Here is a 17,290-nt window from a genome sequence, read left to right as displayed (position 1 = left end):
CTGTCGGCGCTGTCGGCATCCGCGACGGCGTCCGGCAGGTGGACCACGCGGCTCCACGTCCCGGTGCGCGTCAACTCCTCCTCCAGGCCGGGCAGTTCACCCAGCAGGGCGAGGGTGGGTGCGGCCGGGCCGGGCTCGGGGGCGGGGTCGGTACGCCAGTACGGCTCGTGGAAGCGGGCCTTGTTCTCCTCGGCGTTCTCCCCGGCGTTCTCCTCGGCCGTTTCCACCTCCTCGACTCCCCCGGCTTCCCCGGCCGTTCCGGCCGTGGCGGTTCCGGCGGGAGGTCGGCCCGCGAAGTCGCGCAGGGCGGCCAGCGCCCGGCCCTGCTCGTCCAGGACGGTGAGGTCGAAGCGGCGGACGCCACGCGCCTCGCCGACGAGCCGGGCGTGGGCGTAGCAGACCGCGGGCAGGGGCGCGGACATCACCAGTTCGTCCAGGCTGAACGGCACCGCCAGCTCCCCCGCCCGGAACGGCTCGGTGCGGCCCACCCAGTGGCAGGCGCGCAGGGCGCCGTCGAGCAGCGCCGGGGGCGGCACCGTGTCGTCGGGGCCGGCGCCTTCCCCGCGAAGGCGCAGCAGCGCCTCCTCGGGGCCGCCCCTGACCTCCTCGATGACCTGGAACGACGGGCCGTAGGCGAAGCCGGCGGCGTGGTAGTCGGCGTACGCGGTGTCCTTGTCGGCGAGCACCGGCAGCCGGGAACGCAGCGCTCCGATGTCGACGGCGTCGTCGCTGACGGCGGTGCCGGTCCGCGGGCCGGGGTCGGGGGCCGCGCTGCCGCGGGCGTGGGTGACCCGGCCGGCGCCGGTCTCGCTGTAGACCTCGAAGGCCAGGGCGTCCGGGCCGCCGGGCTCGCGGCGGAAGGACACGTACAGCGCCGTGCCGCCGGCCGCCGGTTCGACCGGCCGTCCCCACAGCACGTCCCGGAGTGCGTGCCGGGTGCCGGGCTCGGCCAGGCGGGCCGCGGCGGCGACGAACGCCAGCGTCGCCGCGCCGGCGAGGATGCCGCGCTCCTCGATGACGTGGTCGCGCAGCAGCGGGTCGGCCGCGCGCAGCGTCTTGCGGAACCGCACCTCCGCCACGGTGGACTCGTTGGCGTCCACCAGCGGGTGCAGCGGCGCGCCGCCCGGCTCGGCGAGGGGGCCGGGGTCCAGCGGGACCCAGTGGCGTTCGGGTGCGAACGGGTAGTGCGGGGCGCGTACCCGGCGGGGCGCGGGGCCCGGGCGGGAGGCGTGCCAGGCGGCCCAGTCCACCGGGTCGCCCGCCAGCCAGGCGCGGGCCCGCTCGGCGAGCGCGCCGTCGCCGGAGACCTCGGGCAGCGGGCCGCCCTCGGCGAAGCGGCGCAGCGCGGCGGCGATCCCGGCGCCGTCGGTGTCCAGCACGGCCAGCCGGACGTCGAGGGTCTCGCGGCCGACCTGGGTGGTGTAGCAGAGGTCGGTCAGCGGCACGTGCTCGCTCTCCAGGAAGCGGGCGGCCCGTTCGGCGTAGCCGCGCAGCCGCTCCTCGTCGCGTGCGGACAGCAGGAAGGCCACGGGTTCGGCCGCGGACTGCTCGGCGGCGGGCGCCCCGGCGGCCGGGTCGGGGCGGGGCGATTCCTCCAGCACCAGGTGGGCGTTGGCGCCGCCGGCGCCGAAGGAGCTGAGGCCGGCGCGGCGCGGCTCGTCGCCGCCGGTCCAGGCGGCGCGTTCGCGCTGCACGCGGAACGGCGAGCGGGAGAAGTCGATGTTGGGGTTGAGCTGTTCGGAGTGGAGGGAGGGCACGAGGGTGCGGTGGGTGAACTGGAGCAGGGTCTTGGTCAGTCCGGCCATGCCGGCGGCGGACTCCAGGTGGCCGATGTTGCTCTTGACGGAGCCGATCGGCCAGTGGCCGGGTGTCTCGGGGGCCGTGCCGTAGGCGGTGGTGAGGCCGGTCAGCTCGATCGGGTCGCCCAGCGCGGTGCCGGTGCCGTGCGCCTCGACGTAGCCGATCTGCTCGGGTGCCAGCCCGGCCTGTTCCATCGCGGCGCCGATGACGCGGGCCTGGGCGCGCGGGCTGGGCACGGTGTAACCGTTGGTCCGTGCGCCGTGGTTGACGGCGCTGCCGAGGATGACGCCGTGGATGCGGTCGCCGTCGGCGAGCGCCTGCCGGTAGGGCTTGAGCAGGACGGCGCCGACGCCTTCGCCGGGCACGTAGCCGTCGCCGCCCTCGCCGAAGGAGCGGCAGCGGCCGTCGGAGGAGAGATAGCGGCCCTGGCTGAGGAAGGCGTACTTGTACGGGTGCACGGAGACGTTGACGCCGCCGGCGATGGCCAGTTCGCTCTCGCCGTGGCGCAGGCTCTCGCACGCCAGGTGGATGGCGGTGAGCGAGGAGGAGCACATGGTGTCGAGGGCCAGGCTCGGCCCCGAAAGGTCGAACTGGTGGCTGACGCGGTTGGCGATGCTGGCGAACGACGAGCCGGTCAGCGGCCGTCCGCCGCGCAGCACGTCGACGGCGCCCTGGAACTGGTACTCGCCGTACATCACGCCGACGTACACGCCGACGGGGCGGCCGGACAGGTCGGTACGCCGGTAGCCGGCGTCCTCCAGCGCGTGCCAGGTGTTCTGGAGGAAGAGCCGCTCCTGCGGGTCCATCAGTTCGGCCTGGCGCGGGGAGATGCCGAAGAACAGCGGGTCGAAGCGGTCGACGTCGCGCAGGAAGCCGCCCCAGCGGGTGTGGGCGCGGCCGGGTGCCGCCGGGTCGGGGTCGTACCACCGGTCGCGGTCCCAGCGGTCCTCGGGGATCTCCGTGATGCAGTCGCGGCCCTCCAGCAGGTTGCGCCAGAACTCGTCCACGTCGTCCGCCATCGGGTAGCGGCCGGCGATGCCGATGACGGCGATCCTGTGGTCGTCCTCGGGTGCGTCGTCGCCGGGGGCGCCGTCGCGGGAGGTGCCGGGTGCGGGGCGGGCCGCCGCGGTGGCGCCGCGGGTGCGGCGCAGCGTGCGGGGCGTGCGCGGGGCGCGGGGTGCGCCGTCGGTGTGCGCTTCGGCCCCGGGTGAGGTGCCGGAGGCCGGGTGGGCGTTGTCGCCGGATGTGCCGGCCAGTTCGGACGCGTGGTGTTCGGCGAAGTGGCCGGCCAGTTCGCCGAGGGTGGCGTACTCGAAGAACAGGGTCTTGGACAGGCCGGTGAAGTGGCGGTCGAGTTCCGCGTTGAGCTTGGTGATCCGCAGCGAGTCGATCCCGTAGCGGTCGAAGGGCGTGTCCTCGGTGAGTTCGGCCGGTTCGAGGCCCGTCTCGGCGGCGATCAGCTCGCGCAGCAGTGCCAGGGCGCGCGCGTACGCCTGTCCGTCGTCGTCGGCGCCGGCGCCCGTGGTGGCCGTGCCGCCGTCGGCGCCCTCGGCGCTGTCGGCGCCCTCGGCGGTGGGGCGTGCGGTGCCGGCCGCCGTGGGGGCCGGGGCGGCGAGCGCCGTGGTGATGGCGGCGGTGTCGCCGTACGCGGCGACGAGGGCGCCGGGGGTGCCGAGCGCCTGCTCGAAGAGGTCGAGCCCGGTGGCCGTGGGCAGGACGCCGAAGCCGGTGCGGGCGGTGATCCGGGCCGTCGCGTCGGCCGACTGGCGCATGCCGCCCTCGGCCCACAGCGGCCATGCGACGGCGGTGAGGCCGGGCACGCGCTCGGCGTACGCCTCCAGGAAGGCGTTGGCGTAGGCGTAGTCGGCCTGCCCGGCGCTGCCGATGTGCGCGGCGATCGAGGAGAACGCGACGAAGAAGTCCAGCGGGTCGTCCGCGGTGGCGTCGAGCAGTGCGCGCAGCCCGTCCGTCTTGGGGGCGAGCACGGCGTCGAGGTCGGCGGCCGTCTTGGTCAGGGCGAAGCCGTCGCGCAGGACGCCGGCGGCGTGGACGACGCCGTTGAGGGGGCCGAACTCCTCGCGTACGGCGGCCAGGCAGGCGCCCAGCGCCTCGGCGTCGGTGACGTCGGCGCGGCGGTAGGCGATCCGCTCGTCCCGCTGTGCGGCGTCGTCCCCCTCGGGGTCCTCGCCGCGGCCCAGGAGGATCACGCGGCCCGCGGCGCGCTCCAGCAGGCGGCCGGCGACGAGCCTGCCGACGCCGCCGGCGCCGCCGGTGATCACATAGACGCCGTCGGGGCGCACGGGTGCGGGCTCGGTGGCCGGCGCGGGCACGGCGTGCGGGGTCTGCCGCGCCGTGCCGGTGTACCGGACCTCCGTGTCCCCGCCGGGCCCGGCGAGTTCGGCGGCCAGGGCGGCGGCCTCGCCGGAGGCGCCCGCGGGGTCCGTGCCGTCCGGGAGGTCCGCCGCGTCGGTCGCGGGGACGTCCGGGCCGAGTCCGACGACCTGGAGTTCGAGCAGCGGGTTCTCGGCGCGCACGGTGCGGGCGAAGCCGCCCAGGGCGGCCCGTTCGGGCAGCGCGCCGTCCGCGTCGTGCCGGTGGATCAGCAGGACGCGGACGGGCGAGGTGGGGCGGTGGTGCAGCAGGCGCTGCACCAGGCGCAGGGCGTCCCGCGGCCCGGGTTCGTCCACGAGGACGGCGTCGGGCACGGCGGTCAGCTCGTCCTCGGCTCCGGGGGCGAGCGTGGTGACGTCCTCGGCGCCCAGGGAGGTCAGCAGTCCGGCCAGCGCGGTGCGGCGGGAGGCGTCGGCGGCGACGACGGCGCCGGTGGTGACGGCGGTGCCGGTGTGTCCGGCGTGCTCCGCCGGGGTCGCCGTCCAGTCGCGGGCCATCAGTGCGGCACCGTCGGTGCGGGGCAGCACCCGGACGGTGAGGTCGTCGAGCCGGGCCAGCGGGCGCCCCTCGGTGTCCAGCAGCGTCACCTCGGCGTGTGCGGCGCGCTCGGCGAGCCGGCCGACCGTCACATGGGCGCGGCAGGCACCGGTGACCGGGCCGTACACGGCCAGTTCGCCGAGCGCCATGGGCAGGAAGCCGCCTGCGACTTCGCCGTAGGCCCCGGCGAGCAGGGCCACCACGGCGTGCAGGGCGCCGTCCAGCACGGCGGGGTTGAGGCGGGCGCCGTCCAGCGCGGCCCCGTCGGGGAGCCGGAGCGTGGCCAGGGCCTCGTGTTCGCCGAGTGCCACCTCGGTGAGCGCCCGCATCCGGGGCCCGTAGTCCAGGCCGCGGCGGCGCAGCAGGTCGTAGCAGGCGGGCCCGTCGAGCACCTCGGGGCAGCGGGCGGCGACGGCGGACGGGTCGGCCGCAGCGGGCGCTTCGGCGGTGCGGCTGTCGGTGTGAGTGTCGGTGTGGCTGTCGGTGTGGCTGTCGGTGTGGAGGGTGCCCGTCGCGTGGACGTGCTCGCCCTCGGTGACCTCGAAGCCGATGCCGTCGCTGTCGTCGCCCCACAGTCCGACCAGGGCGGTGCGCGGGCCGGAGGCGAAGGACAGCGGCCGGTCGAAGGAGACGTCGCGCAGCCGGACGGTGCCGCCGGTCGCCAATTCCCCTGCGGCGCGGGCGAGTTCGAGGTAGGCGACGGCCGGCATCACGGGTTCGCCGCCGACCCGGTGGTCGGCCAGGTAGAACTCGTCGCCGGTGCGGGTGCTGCGGTAGGCGAGCGTGTCCAGGGTGGAGACGTTCTCGTCCAGCATCGGGTGCGGCCCCTGCCCGGACGGTGTGTGCGCCGCTTCGGCGTCGCCCGTGCCGGGGGTGAGCGGGTCGGCGGCGGGCAGGAGGTCACCGGCTCGGCCCTCGATCCAGCAGCGGCGGCCCTCGAACGGGTAGGTCGGCAGCGGCACCCGGGCGCGCTCCTGCCCGGCGAACCAGGCGGCCCAGTCGATCGCGGCGCCCGCCGCCCAGGCGCGGGCGACGGCTTCCCAGGGGCCGTGCGCGGTCTCCAGGGCAACGCCGCGCACCTCGTCCTGTGCGCCGCGCAGCGGGATGTGCGGTCCGGCGGCGGAGGCGGCATCGGCGGCGCCGGAGTCGGCGTCCGCGTCGGCGGCGGCGTGGGTTTCGTAGTTGTCGGCGTCGGTGTCGGCGTCGGCCAGTCGGGCGGTGGCGGTCTCCAGGGTGAGCGTCCCGGCCACACAGGCGGCGGCGAGCGCCGCGGCGCCGTCGCCGTGCACCGCGTCGGGGCGCAGGCCCCAGTCGAGCCAGAGCCGCCCGAGCGCGTACTGGAGCGCGAACGTGTCGCCGCGCTCGCCGTGTTCACCGGCGCCGGCCGCCAGCGCGGCCTCGTGGTGTGCGGCGAAGGCGGGCTCGGCCGCGGACCACTCCTGGGCGAGCGCCGCGGCGTCGGCGACGTGTTCGGCGAAGACGAACGCGATGCCGCCGGTGGCGGGCCGCTCGGGAATCTCCGCCTCGCGCAGCGCCTCCGCCAGGCCGCGCCGGTCGTCGCCGCAGACGGCCAGCCGGTATTCGTGTGCCTTGCGGCCCACCGCCAGGGTGTGCGCCACGTCGGCGAGCGGTGCCGCTCCGGTCTCCCGGTCGTCCTCCGCTTCGAGGTGGGCGGCCAGCCGGCCGGCGGCGGTGCGCAGCGCGGTGGGCGTGCGGGCCGAGAGCACGAGGACCTGGGCGGGGCGCGAGTCGCCCGTGGCGGCCGTGGCCGGGGCCTCCTCCAGGACGGCGTGCGCGTTGGTGCCGCCGATGCCGAAGGAGCTGACACCCGCCCGGAGCGGTCCGCCGGCGTTCCAGGGCGCGGTGGCGCTGCTCACCTCGAACGGGCCCGCGGCGAAGTCGATGGCGGGGTTGGGCTCGTGGTAGTTCAGCGTGGGCACCAGGGTGCGGTGCTTCATCATCAGCGCGGTCTTGATCACCCCGGCGACGCCGGCGGCGGCGTCGAGGTGGCCGACGTTGGACTTGACCGAACCGATCGCGCAGAAGCCGGTGTCGTCGGTGGCGGCGCGGAACGCCTTCGTCAGCGCGGACACCTCGACCGGGTCGCCGAGCCGCGTGCCGGTGCCGTGCGTCTCGACGTAGCTGATGGTGCGCGGGTCGACGCCGGAGACCGCGTGGGCCTCGCGGATGGCCGCCGTCTGTCCGGCCGCGCCGGGCGCGGCGAAGCTGACCTTGTCGGAGCCGTCGTTGTTGGTCGCCGTGCCCTTGATGACCGCGTGCACGGTGTCGCGGTCGGCGAGTGCGTCCCGCAGCGGCTTGAGCACCAGGACGCCCACACCGTTGCCGAGCACGGTGCCGCCGGCCTCCGCGTCGAAGGCGCGGACGTGCCCGTCCGGGGAGAGGATGGCGCCCTCTTCGTACAGATAGCCGCGCGTCTGCGGGAGTTTGACGGTGACGCCGCCCGCGAGCGCCATGTCGCACTCGCCGTTGATCAGCCCCTGGCAGGCGAGGTGGATGGCCACCAGCGAGGTGGAGCAGGCCGTCTGGACGGCGTAGCTCGGCCCCTTCAGGTCGAGCTTGTAGGACAGCCGGGTGGCCAGGAAGTCCTTGTCGTTGCCGACCATCACGGCGAAGTGGTTGGAGGTCACGGTCTGGTCGACGCGGGGCAGCACCTGCTGCTGGAGATAGGTGTTGATCGCGGCGCCGGCGTAGACGCTGATCAGCCCGTCGTAGCGGGACGGGTCGTAGCCGGCGTGCTCCAGCGCCGCGTGCCCGGCCGTCAGCAGCAGGCGGTGCTGCGGATCGGTCATCGCGGCCTCGGACGGCGTCAGTTCGAAGTACCCGGTGTCGAACAGGTCGACGTCGGGGATGACGCCGTGCGCCGGGACGTACGCCGGGTCGTCCAGCAGCTGGTCGGGCACTCCGGCCGCCGCCAGCTCCTCGCGGCTGAACCGGGTGATGCCCTCCCGGCCCTCGCTGAGCAGCTGCCAGAAGGCGTCCAGGTCGTCGGCGCCGGGGAAGCGGCCGGCCATGCCGACGATGGCGACATCCGTATCGGCCACCGGCGCGTCCTCGGGGTGGTGCGGACTGGTCACCGGTCTTGCTCTCCTTCGCTGGTGTGGCTGGTGTTCGCCTCGGCCCGCAGCCGGGCCAGGTCGCTGCCGGGGTGGCGCGCGATCTCCTGGAGCAGGCGCTCGTAGGTGCGGGCCATGTCCTCGGCGGTCCGCGAGGTGAACAGGTCGGTGCTGTACTCCAGGGAGCCGTGCAGCCCGGACGCCGTCTCCTGCACCGTCAGGGACAGGTCGTACCTGGTGGTGCCGGGGTGTGCGGGCAGCGGGACGATCGACAGGTCCCCGGTGCCGCCGTCGGCCTCGACCTCGGGGTCGGGCGAGGGGATCAGGTTGAACATCACCTGGAACAGCGGGGAGTGGGCCGGGTCGGGCTCGGGTGCCAGGGCCTCGACGAGGTCGGTGAGGGTCACGTCCTTGTGCTCGTGCGCCTGCGAGACGACCTCCCTGGCCTGCGCCAGCACGTCGGTGAAGGCGCGTTCCGGTGTGATGTCCAGCCGCATCACCAGGGTGGTGACGAAGTAGCCGACGAGGCGTTCCTCGTCCTCCGTGGGCCGGTTGGTCACCGGTGCGCCGATCGCCAGATCGTGGTCGTCGGTGTGGCCGCCGGTCAGGACGGCGAAGGCCGACAGCAGCGTCATGTAGAGGGTGACGCCGTGCTCCTGGCTCGTCTTCCGCAGCCGGTCCAGCAGTTCGGCTCCGGCCTCGAAGTCGACCGAGGCGCCGCGGTAGGACTTCACGGGCCCCCGCGGGTAGTCGGTGCGCAGCGACACGCACCGGGGCAGGCCGTCCAGCTGCTTGCGCCAGTGGTCCAGCTGGCGGTCCCGCTCGGCGGCGGCTTCGGCGTCGTGCAGGCCGCGGCGGCGTGCGACGTCGGTGCAGCGGAGCGGCAGGGGCGCCAGGCCGGGTTCCTCGCCGCGGACGAACGCGTGGTAGTGGGCGAGGAGTTCACCCAGGACGATCCGCACCGACCAGCCGTCGAAGACGCCCCAGGGCCGGGTGAGGACGACGGTGTGCCAGTCGTCGGCCTGGGCCAGCAGATGGGCGCGCAGCTGGTGGGGGCCCTCGGGTGCGAACGGGCGGGCGCGTTCGGCCTGGAGCCATGCGGCGACGGCGTCGTCGCCGATGTCGCCGGTCTCCAGGAGGTGCACCTCGAAGCCGTCGGCTTCGTGGACGCGCTGGAGGACGGCGCCGTCCCGTTGGACGTAGCCGGTGCGCAGCGCGGGGTGGCGTTCGACGAGGGCGCGGATGCTGCGTGCGTAGGCGTCGCGGTCCAGGGGGCCTTCGACGAGGAAGACGATCTGGACGTTGTCGTGTGCGCTGCCGAGGTGTGCGGGCCGGTCGAGGAACCACAGGTCGCGCTGCTGCGGGAGCAGCGGGGCCTCGTCGCCGTCGAACGTGTCGTCGGCCTCGGGGAGTTCGGGCAGGTTCCGGCCTGCGGGGTGTGGGCCGCCGGGTGCCGTGTGCTGTTCCGGGGTGTCGTCGGGTGTGCCGTCCTGTGCGGCGGGCCGGGCGGTGTCGGCGGCCCGGGTGGGCTGCGTCGCCTCCGGGGGCTGTGCCGGCTCTGCTGGGGGTGTGGGCTGCTTCGGTGCGGCCGGCTCCGTCGGCTCCGTCGGCTCCGTCGGCTCGGTCGGCTTCAGGGACTCGGCCATCTCCTCCACGGTGGCGCCGGAGAGGACGAGCTGGAGCGAGAGCGCCGCGCCCATCTCCTTCTTGACGCGCATGCTGAGCCGGACGGCCATCAGGGAGTCCCCGCCGATGTCGAGGAAGCTGTCGCGGATGCCGACGCGGCTGTGGCCGAGGATGTCGGCGACGAGCGCGGCGAGCGTGCTCTGGGCCTCGGTGCGCGGGGCGACGTAGACCTCCTTGGCCACGTCGTCCTCGTCCGGTTCGGGCAGCGCCCGCTTGTCGACCTTGCCGTTGGGGGTCAGCGGCAGCTCTTCGAGGAGGACGAACCCGCTGGGCACCATGTAGTCCGGCAGGGCGGCGGACAGGTGGTCCTTGAGGGTGCGGGCCATGGCCGGGCCGAGGTCGCCGATCTGCGGGAAGTTGGCGAGGTGGGTGGCGCGGTAGGGGGCGCGGGCCCGTGCGCGCGGCGGCTCGCCCTTGCGCAGGACCACGTCGAGCCCGTCGAGCCGGTCCTGGGACCAGGTGACGGCCACGTGGTAGCCGAGTTCCTCGGCGTGTGCCAGCGCGTCCTGGAGGGCGCGCACCTCCTCGGCCGCCTGCGCGGTCAGCCGTACGCCGTCGTGCAGCGGCTCGATCTCGCGGGTGGGCGAGAGGCGGGTCAGCTCCTCGGCGATCCGGACGTCGTCGGCGACCTGCGGGTTGGTGAGGCCGGTGACGCCGAAGTGGTCGGGCGCGTCGTCGTCCAGCAGGGCGCGCAGCCCGGCGGCGTCGGCCGCCTGCCGCCAGAAGCCGGGCCCGTGCGGCTCGGCGGCGGGGGCGGTGCCCTTGGTGAGGACCGCGTCGTAGCGGTAGGCGAGCATCTCGTTGTCGCCGGTGCCCCGCTTGACCAGCAGGTCGACGGCGCCGAGTTCGGGGAACCGCTCGGGCAGCCGGTCGAAGTAGGCGGGGCTGAGCAGCAGTTCGGTCTCCTGCCGGCGGCGGCGCCGTACCTGCGCGGCCAGCGCGCCGGCGGTGGTGCGGCCCCGGTTGCGGCTGCGTTCGGCCGCGGCGTCGTGCGCGGGCAGGAGGTCGAGGTTGCGGACGTCGCCGATGAGGATGCGGCCGCCGTCCTCCAGGCACGGCAGCAGCCGGGCGAGGACGTCCTCCAGGTAGGGCCGGTTGGGGAAGTACTGCACGACCGAGTTGACGACGATCGTGTCGAAGGCGCCCTTGGGCAGCTCCTCGGCGGTGAGCGCGTCGCCCTCGGTCAGGGTGACGTGGGACCACTCGCGGCGCTCCACTCCGCGCCGTACGGCGTCCAGCGCGGTCGCCGACAGGTCGAGGGCGTGCACGGACTCGCAGCTGTCGGCGTAGCGGAAGAGCAGCAGCCCGGTGCCGCAGCCGACCTCCAGCAGCCGCTTGGGGCGCAGTTCCTCGATGCGCCGGACCGTGCCGTCGATCCACTCGCGCATGTCGGCTTCGGGGATGGGCTCGCCGGTGTAGCTGCTGTCCCAGCCGGCCAGGTTGAGGTCGTCGGCGGTGTCCTGCGGTGCCTTGCCGTACTGGTTGTCGAAGACGCCCTGCCACTGGCCGACCAGGTCGGCGTTCATGTCCTCGGCCGCGCCGTCGAGCCAGGTGCCGGTCGGGCTCACGTAGGCGACGAGCGCGCGGCCCCCGTCGGTGGCCTCGTGCGGGACGACGACGGCGTGGGAGACCGCCTCGTGGCGGGAGAGGCCCGCCTCGATCTCGCCCAGTTCGATCCGGAAGCCGCGGATCTTGACCTGGTCGTCGTTGCGGCCGAGGTACTCCAGCGATCCGTCGGGCAGCTGCCGCACCAGGTCGCCGGTGCGGTACATCCGCCCGTCGGGCGCGTCGGCGTACGGGTCGGGCAGGAAGCGTTCGGCGGTCAGCTCGGGGCGGTTGAGGTAGCCGCGGGCCACACCGGCGCCGCCCACGTACAGTTCGCCCGCCACGCCGGCCGGTACGGGCCTGCGGTGGTGGTCGAGCACATAGGTGCGCAGGTCGGGGATGCGGCGGCCGATGGGGCTGGCCGAGCCGTCGGTGTCGGCCTCGGTCAGCGGCCGGTGGGTGACGTGGACGGTGGTCTCGGTGATCCCGTACATGTTGACCAGCCGGGTGTCCCGGTTGGCCGGGCGGGACATCCACGGCTTGAGCGCCGCGACGTCCAGCGCCTCGCCGCCGAAGACGACCGTGCGCAGCCGGTGCGGGGCGCCGTTCTCGCCCTGTGCGGCGGTCAGTTGCCGGAAGGCGCTGGGCGTCTGGTTGAGCACGGTGACACCGGCCGAGCACAGCAGTGCGTAGAACTCCGCCGGGTTGCGGGTCACCGCCTGTTCGACGACGACGAGGCGGCCGCCGTGCAGCAGCGCTCCCCACAGCTCCCACACGGAGAAGTCGAAGGCGAACGAGTGGAAGAGGGTCCACACGTCGGCGGGCCCGAAGTCGAACCACTCGCGGGTGGCGGTGAACAGCCGCGTCACGTTGCGGTGTTCGACGAGGACGCCCTTGGGGAGGCCGGTGGAGCCGGAGGTGTAGATGACGTAGGCGAGGTCGGTGGGTGCCGAGCCCGTCTCGGCGCGGGTGAGGCCGTCGTCCGGCTGCCCGGCCCACTCGGTGTCGTCCCGCACGTCGATCACGGGCAGGTCGGGGGCGGTCAGGCCGTCGGGGAGGGCGCCGTCGACGAGCAGTGCGTGCGGGGCACTGTCCCGCAGCACGAACTCCAGCCGTTCGGTGGGCAGGGCCGGGTCGAGCGGCACATAGGCGCCGCCCGCCTTCAAGGCCGCGAGGACGCCGACGGCGATCTGTTCGCTGCGCGGGAGGCACACGGCCACCAGCACGTCCGGGCCGACGCCCAGCTCGCGCAGATGCCGGGCCAGCCGGTTGGCGCGGGCGTCGAGTTCGCCGTACGTCAGTGTCGTGCCGGCGTACTCCACGGCCTCGGCGTCGGGCATCCGGGCGGCCATGTCCTCGAACCACTCGTGCAGGCACAGGTCGGGTGTGCTCAGGCCCGGCGGGAGGGCGTTGGACTCCTGGAGCAGGTGGCGGCGTTCGTCCTCGGGCAGGATGCCGACGTCGAGGGCGCCGGTGGTGGCGCCGTCGTCCTCGGCCAGGGCCCGGACGATGCCGGCCAGCGCGGTCTCGACGTGCCCGGCGACCGTCTCGCAGGGGACGGCGTCCTCGACGATGACGTGCAGGGACAGCTCGTGTCCGAAGTCGTCGAGGGAGACCGTCAGCGGGTAGTTGATGGCGTCGGCCTCGCCGAGCCAGCGCAGCCCGTGGTCCTCGATGCGGGGCGCGGTGGCGCCGCCGCGCTCGAAGTGCCGGAAGTTGATGACGGAGCTGAACAGCGGGGTGTCGCTGTCCATGCCGCTGCCGCGCTGCGCGAGGCTCAGCGGGCTCTGCTCCCTGGCGATCAGTTCCTGGAGCCCGGAGTCGACGTCGGCGACGAGGTCCTGGACGCTGCGGCCGGTCAACGCCACGTGCAGGGGCAGGGTGTTGACGAAGTTGCCGAGCATGCGCTCCACGCCGGGCACGCCCTGGAGGCGGCCGGACATGACGGTGCCGAACGTGACGTCGTCGCGTCCGCTGGTGGCGGCGGCGACGCACGCCCAGGCGGCGTGGAAGAGGCAGGCGGGGCTGATGCGCAGCCGCTGCGACTGGGCGCGGATCTCCCGGGTCAGCTCGGCGGGCAGGGGCCGGCGCAGCTGCGGGTAGCGGTGGGCGTCGCCGCGCACGTTGGTCAGCCCGAACGGTGTCGTCGGCTCGGTGACGTCGCCGAGGACGGCGCGGAAGTAGCTCTCGGCGTCGTCGGAGGCGAGCTGGTGCTGGGTGTGGGCGACGAAGTCGCGGTAGGGCGCGGGTGCGGCGAGCAGTTCGGCGCGGCCCGTCAGCTGGGCGGCCAGCTCCTCCAGGGTCAGCCGCAGCGAGGTGGCGTCCTCGATGAGGTGGTGGGCGGTCAGCAGCAGGTAGCGGCGCTCGGAGCCGGGGTCCTCGGCGATGACGAGGCGCAGCAGCGGCGCCCGGTCGACGGCCATGCCGTCGAGCCGTTCCAGCAGGGCGCGGGCCTGGCGTTCGGCGTCCTCGCCGGGGTCGAGCCGGGTGCGTTCGACGGTGAGGCGTGCGGTGCGGTGGACGACCTGTACGGGTTCGGGCAGGCCGGTGGTGAGCACGGCGGTGCGCAGCACGTCGTGCCGGTCGATGAGGGCCTGGACGGCGTGCGCGAACCGGGCGGCGGTGTCCTCGTCGTCGGCGGCCATCAGGATGGACACCAGGAACGGGTCGTTGGCCGGGTCGAGCAGGTGGTGGAAGAGGATGCCTTCCTGCGCGGAGGCCAGCGGGTAGATGTCCTGGACGTTGGGTGCGCCGCCGGGCACGGTGGCCACGATCGCGTCGGTCTGCTCCTGGCTGAGGTCGACGAGGGGCAGCATGTCCGGGGTGATGCGGGCGCAGCCGAGGGGGATCAGGTTCTCGGGGACGTCGTAGCCCGTGCCGCTCTCTGCGGCGTCGAGTTCGGCCGCCAGGTCGGCGAGGGTCTGCGCGCCGAAGACGGCGCGCACGGTGGCGGGCAGGCCGTGTCCGCGCAGCCGCGCCACGAGCACGGTGATGAGCAGGGAGTGTCCGCCGAGCGCGAAGAAGTTGTCGGCGGCGCCGACGCGTTCGGCTTCGAAGCCGAGCAGTTCGGCCCAGAGCGCGGCGAGGAGCTGTTCGGTCGGGGTGCTCGGTGCGACGTAGTCCTGCCGGGCGAAGGATTCGATGCCGGGCGCGGGCAGCGCCTTGCGGTCGAGCTTGCCGTTGGCGGTGACGGGCAGGCCGTCCAGCGTGACGAAGGCGCTGGGCACCATGAAGTCGGGCAGGGTCGCGGCGCAGTGCCGGGCCAACTCGGCGCGGGCTTCGCCCGGTTGCCGGTCGTCGCGCAGGACGGTGTAGGCGACCAGGCGGGAGGTGCCTGGCTGGTCCTCGCGCAGGAGTACGGCGCAGTCGCGCACCGCGGGGTGTTCGGCCAGCCGCCGCTCGATCTCGCCGGGTTCGATGCGGAAGCCGCGCAGCTTGACCTGGTCGTCGGCGCGGCCGAGGTATTCCAGGGTGCCGTCGGGCAGCCAGCGTGCCAGGTCGCCGGTGCGGTACATCCGGGCGCCGGGCTCGTCGGAGAACGGGTCGGGTACGAACCTCTCCCGGGTCAGCTCCGGCTGGTGGAGGTAGCCCCTGGCCAGTCCGGCGCCGGCGATGTACAGCTCGCCGGCGCAGCCGACGCCCTGCGGCCGGCGGGCGTCGTTGAGGACGTAGAGCCGGATGTTCTGGATGGGCCGGCCGATCGGCACGGTGCGCGGCGGCGGGCCGTCGGGGCAGGTCCAGTGGCTGACGTCGACGGCGGCCTCGGTGGGCCCGTAGAGGTTGTGCAGGGGCGCGGTGTGGCGTGCGGCGTGGTCGGCGCACACGCTGGGCGGCAGGGCCTCGCCGCTGCTGAACACGTGCCGGACGGAGGTGCAGGACGGCCAGCCGGGTTCGGCCACGATCTGGCGCAGCATGGAGGGCACGAAGTGCAGCGTGGTGACGCCGAACCGCTCGACGGCGTCGAGCAGGCGCGCCGGGTCCCGGTGGGCCTCCGGCTCCAGGACGGCCAGCCGTGCGCCGGCGAGCAGCGGCCAGAAGAACTCCCACACCGACACGTCGAAGCTGAACGGCGTCTTCTGGAGGACGACGTCGTCCTCGGTGAGGCCGTACTCGTTCTGCATCCACTCGATGCGGTTGACGGCGGCCCGGTGCTCGATCATGACGCCCTTGGGGCGGCCCGTGGACCCGGAGGTGTGCATGACGTACGCCAGGTGCCCGGGTGTCAGACCGGTCTCGGCGGCGGGCAGGTCGTCGGTGTGCTGCCCGGTGACGTCCTCTCCGGCCGGGTCGCGCAGGGTGCCGTCGCGGTGCAGGGTGAGCACGTGCGCGGCGCCGGCCAGGTCCCCGCTGTCCAGGTGCGGCTGGGTGAGCACGACCTCGGTGCCGGAGCCGTCGACCATCTCGGCGATGCGGCTGCCCGGGTAGGAGGGCTCGATCGGCATGTAGGCGCCGCCGGCCTTGAGGACGCCGAGGATGCCGGCGACCATCTCGGCGGAGCGCTCCAGGCACAGACCGACCGGTGCGTCGGGGCCGACGCCGTGCCGGCGCAGCCCGTGGGCGATGCCGTTGGCCCAGGCGTTCAGTTCGGCGTAGGTCCAGGAGCCCTCGGCGTCCACCAGGGCGGTGCGGCCGGGGTGGCGTGCCGCCCGCTCCTCGAACAGTTCGTGCAGGCAGCTGTGGTCGGAGAAGGGGCGGGCGGTGTCGTTCCAGGTGTGCAGGACCTGGTGGCGTTCCTCGTCGTCGAGCATGCCGAGCCGGGACAGGGGTGCCGTGGGGTCGGCCGTGACGGCGGAGAGCAGCGCGGTGTAGTGCCGGATGAAGCGGCGGACGGTGTCGCGCTCGTACAGGTCGGTGTTGTACTCGACGGTCCCGGCCAGCCCGTCGGGTGTCTCGCGCAGGTCGAGCGTGAGGTCGAACTCGGTCTGGTCGACGTCGAATTCGACGGGGGTGACGGACAGGTCGCCCACCTGGAACTCGCGCTCGGTGAGGGCTTCCTGGAGCACGAACATCGTCTGGAAGACGGGCGAGTGGCTGAGGTTGCGGTCCAGGTGGAGGGAGTCCACCACGGCCTCGAAGGGGACGTCCTGGTGTGCGTAGGCGTCCAGCGCGGTCTTCTTGACCCGGGCCAGCAGCTCGGTGAACGACGGGTCGCCTTCCAGGTCGGCGCGCATCACGAGGGTGTTGGCGAAGAAGCCGATGAGCTGCTCGACCTCGGGCAGTCCGCGGCCCGCGACGACGGTGCCGACGGCCACGTCGGTGCGGCGGGTGTAGCCGTGCAGCAGCGCGGTGTAGGCCGCGAGCAGCGTCATGTAGAGGGTGGCGCCGTGCCGGGCGGCGGTCTTCCGCAGTGCGTCCAGCTGTTCCGCCGGGCAGTGGAACGTCTCGCGGTCGCCGTTGTACGTCTTGGTGGCGGGGCGGTCCCGGTCGGCGGGCAGGGAGAGGGTGGGGTCGACGCCGGCGAGCTGCTCGGTCCAGTAGCCCAGTTGCCGGGAGCGGACCTCGCCGTCGAGCCAGGTGCGCTGCCAGTGCGCGTAGTCGGCGTACTGGACGGGCAGCGGCTCCAGCGGGTCGGGGCGGCCCGCGCTGAACGCCTCGTACAGCGCGGTCGTGTCGCGGACGAAGACGCCGACCGACCAGCCGTCGGAGACGCTGTGGTGCATCGTCACCAGCAGGATGTGTTCCTGCTCGGACTGCCGCAGCAGCCGCGCCCGGATGAGCGGGCCCTGCTCCAGGTCGAACGGTGCGGTGGTCTCCTGGGCGCAGATGCCGGGCAGTTCGCCGGGGCCGGCCAGCTCCTCCTCGCGGATCTCGAAGTCCGCGCCGTCCTCGATGTGCTGGTAGGGCACGCCGTCGTGGTCGACGAAGCGGGTGCGCAGCACCTCGTGCCGGCGGACGACCTCGTGGAGGGCCCGCAGCAGCGCCGGGCGGTCCAGGGGGCCGGTGAGCCGCATGCCCATCGGGATGTTGTAGTGCGAGCCGCTCTGTTCCAGCTGCGCCAGGAACCACAGGCGCTGCTGGGTGAACGACAGCCGGACGGGGTCGTCGGCCGAGCGGGGCACGCGCGGCACGGTGCGGGCGGCGCCGGCGGTCCCGGCGGTCCCGGCGGTGGAGCCGGGACCGGCGGTGCCGGCGGTGCCGGCGGGGTCGAGGCCGGAGACATCGACGCCCTGTTTGCCGAGGAGCGCGATCAGCGCACGCTGCCGGTCGGCGGGGAGTGACCGGATCCTGTCGATCAGATCCTGGCGGGTGACGCTCAC

General features: G+C 74.3%; 2 protein-coding genes (1 of these 2 cut by a window edge). Both read right to left on the bottom strand.

The window, feature by feature from the left end:
- Positions 1 to 7,823 carry the 5' portion of an SDR family NAD(P)-dependent oxidoreductase gene (locus SCA03_RS03250; RefSeq protein WP_230988462.1) on the bottom strand. 7,468 nt of this gene lie to the left of the window's left edge, so only the first 7,823 of its 15,291 coding nucleotides appear in the window; it begins with the start codon at positions 7,821 to 7,823; its stop codon lies off the left edge, out of view.
- Complete coding sequence (locus SCA03_RS03245; RefSeq protein ID WP_086814604.1) at positions 7,820 to 17,290, bottom strand: non-ribosomal peptide synthetase; 9,471 nt, start codon at positions 17,288 to 17,290, stop codon at positions 7,820 to 7,822. The genes SCA03_RS03250 and SCA03_RS03245 overlap by 4 nt, the downstream gene beginning before the upstream one ends.

Source organism: Streptomyces cacaoi (assembly GCF_006539165.1).
GTDB lineage: Bacteria > Actinomycetota > Actinomycetes > Streptomycetales > Streptomycetaceae > Streptomyces > Streptomyces cacaoi.
Note: the sequence above shows the minus strand (reverse complement) of the source record. Positions and strands in the feature narration are given on the sequence as shown.